Raw genomic sequence first — 3020 nt, 5'->3', positions numbered from 1 at the left:
GGCGGGTGAACACGCTACAAAAATGCTCTCTGACAGGCTGCATCGGATGGCGAAAAAACGATGGCTTCAGAGCCCAGCTCTGGATAAGTGCGCCTGAAAAATGGGTTTTAGTTTAAAAACTCAGCAAAGTTGGCATTTTTACGCTTAATCGCTCGGCACTCCCCGCCCTCTGGGAGTATGACACACTACGATCTATGGTTTGAGATCTCAAAAATGGTCGATTCAATCTCCTAACCATGGACAATAACGTCATCCCACACGTCTTCCAAAGGATCCTGTCGGGTTCGCCAATGACGATGGCCAACAGGCGAACGCTGTCCTTTTTCAATACGTCGTGGTGAGCAAACAACTTCCCCTGGTAAAAAAGGCGTTGGGCCAGGAAGAAGAGATAAAAATAGTGACGATCACTCATCGCTCGTTGAGCCAGAGATTGCTGAAGACAGATCCTTATAGCTGCCTGCTGTGCGGTGTCCGGATGGTATTCAGTCGTACGCTTCGCGCAACACGATTGGCGGTGCTGGTCTCGAATGCCGGAGAGATAGCACGAATGCGTTACGTTGGTTGATGCAGGAAAGATCCGCCTGCATTCAGGAAACCCGTACAAAAACCAAGATAACGCATTGAAAATATATCATTTTCATGCTACCCGCCGGCGAATTATAAGGATTTTAGCCCCACAGTTGACGTTCCAGAGCGGCCTCTGGAGGTTTGAAATTCCTGGACGTCAAGGGCTCCCAATACGTGTCACTTGCGTACACCCAGCGGTTGCAGGAGGCTGAGCTGTTGGCGTCGACAGGCAGCACAGGCGACTCTTACGATAATGTCCTGGCCGAGAGTATCAATGGCCTGTACAAAGCGGAAGTCATACACCGTAAGAGCTGGAAAAACCACGCAGAAGTGGAACTTGCGACATTGGCTTGGGTGGTCTGGTTCAACAATCGACGGTTACTTGAACGGCTAGGACATATACCGCCGGTAGAAGCCGAAAAAGCCTATTATGCTTCCAGTGCAAATAATGATCTGGAAGCCTGAGCTTCCGGACTAAAAACTCTCCAAAAAAACCGGTGCGGTTCAAAGCGAAGTTAAATTTTAATCACAATATTCAGGGGCATGGAGGGTTTCAATTTCCTATACGTGAACTGAGGGCGTGTTAAGAAATAATGCGTTCACGTTCCTCCAGAATGGCTGTTCATCTTCACCGGAATACGCAGAAGGCGCTGTTCCAGCGTAACGGAGCCTGGGCCGACATCATGGCCAGACACCCGGTACGGCCGGTCGAAATCGAAGTCATTTCCACGAGGACTCCCTCCTGTAGCGAGTCGTTAGCCCATGGAGATCGTCTTCCACGGATTTCGGTAACTTCGAAAATTTCTTAGCTCTCAGCAATATAACCGCATAAGCAAAACGTCCCAGCCGACCGTTTGCATCACCAAACGCATGTGCGCCGATGATACCGCCAAGCATCTGCCGAGCGAGCCAATTAGGGTCAACCCCGCCATTCGCTGATTTAAACAGCAAAAGTCTCTCAACAGCTTCCAGATGTTTTTCCAAGAGGATCTTACCCGTGGCCGATGTCCCATAAGATGCATCGTTATTAGCTAGCAAAACCCTCTCGGGAGCGTCCAATTTCAGTTTGGTTTTGATTTTCTCCAGCTCTGTCAAATTAATTGGTTCCGAAGACTTTGCATAACTGTTAAGTAAGCTTTCTATTTCAGCATCCCAACCAGGGGATTTGGTTTTGCTATTTGATGCACCAATAATCCAATTAGCCGCATCTTTAACCTGAGCATCGTAGCCAGAATCGACCTTTGGAATATCCTCGAACTTCCTATTTCTTAGCTTTTTCAAATGCTTAGCAGTATGGCGAATCTTCTTAATCTCTCTTTTCAAATATTCGTCCACCAATTCGCTGTCTTGCCTGCGATTATAATTCAACGCCTTCGTTTGTTTTTTGACTAAACCGGTCAGTTTATCATAGGTTTCCCGGCCCCAATATTTCTTAAAAAATTCTACCCGATTGTTAGAATCCCCCGCTAATGCTGCGTCCAGATATTGAAAATGAATCGTGTCCGTAGATCGCTCGAAATCATTAAAATCGTGCTCAAACTTGTTCCTCATCGCTTGGCTCTTTCCTGGATGCAGCGTTTCCCCCTTTGGCTGCACATAAACATCGTCGAAGTCGACCACGTGAAACTTTCCAGTTTTTATATCGAAAAGTGTGTTGGCCAGATTGATGTCGTTATAATTGATTCCATTTGTACTCAAACGGGTGACCAGTTCATTCACAGGATCACTTTCGTGGTACCACATGAGCACTTCATCCAGAACTCGTATGTCGCCTTTTTTCAGCAGCGAATCCAGCGATTCACCAGGAATCCGCTTCATTTTGACCGTAACAATTTTTTCGAGTGGATTTTTGGTATTCCAGATTTGCACCTCGGCGGACCCAGGCCCATATAATCTGTCCATCGCCGCGACAGTATTTTGCGCCTTCGTTAGCCTGCCGTGATGCGATTCATCCAGTATCCCACTGTAGTCTTTTCTCAAAAAATTATCATCAATTTCGTAAACCGTACCGACTGAGCCTTTTGAAACAACCTTTTTCGGTTTTTGATAAAGTCCACTGCTTGTATATCCCAACTTATGTAACCACGATTCCCCGTTGACGCTACCCGCACCGACCCCTCTCGCGCCAGAACTGTCCACCAGTTTGTCCACTTCAGCGTCGGAAATATCTAGTTTCCCCTTGACTTTTCCTCGAACTTCAATGGCCCAGTCCTCCAGATCTTCCAGCTTGATCACCGGCGCGTGAGGTTTAGAACTGATGTCTTGGAGCAATTTTCGCGACTTTCGCTCAGCAATCTTGTTTAATCCCTTCACCACGACGGGAGTGAGCACCTCGCCACCGAGATCAAGCAACAACCCTAAAAGCAGGGCATTAAACGCTTGTTTTGACTCCTCCTGTGTATCTGCAGTTCCCGTCCGGATGATGTCTGGCAGCGTGGAGAGTAATGCCATCC

At 47.5% G+C, this 3020-nt stretch carries 2 pseudogenes; one reads left to right on the top strand and one right to left on the bottom strand.

Features of this window, described 5'->3' with window-relative positions:
• Positions 1–726: 726 nt before the first annotated feature.
• Positions 727–1032 (top strand): annotated as a pseudogene (locus ACCC84_RS23315) (integrase core domain-containing protein); the annotation flags it as partial.
• Between the two features lie 255 nt (positions 1033–1287).
• Here ACCC84_RS23315 and ACCC84_RS23310 read toward each other — a convergent pair.
• Positions 1288–3020 (bottom strand): annotated as a pseudogene (locus ACCC84_RS23310) (hypothetical protein); the annotation flags it as partial.

The organism is Serratia odorifera, assembly GCF_041448735.1.
GTDB classification, from domain to species: domain Bacteria; phylum Pseudomonadota; class Gammaproteobacteria; order Enterobacterales; family Enterobacteriaceae; genus Serratia_F; species Serratia_F odorifera.
The sequence above is the reverse complement of the archived record's forward strand: the minus strand, read 5'-3'. Positions and strand labels throughout refer to the sequence as shown.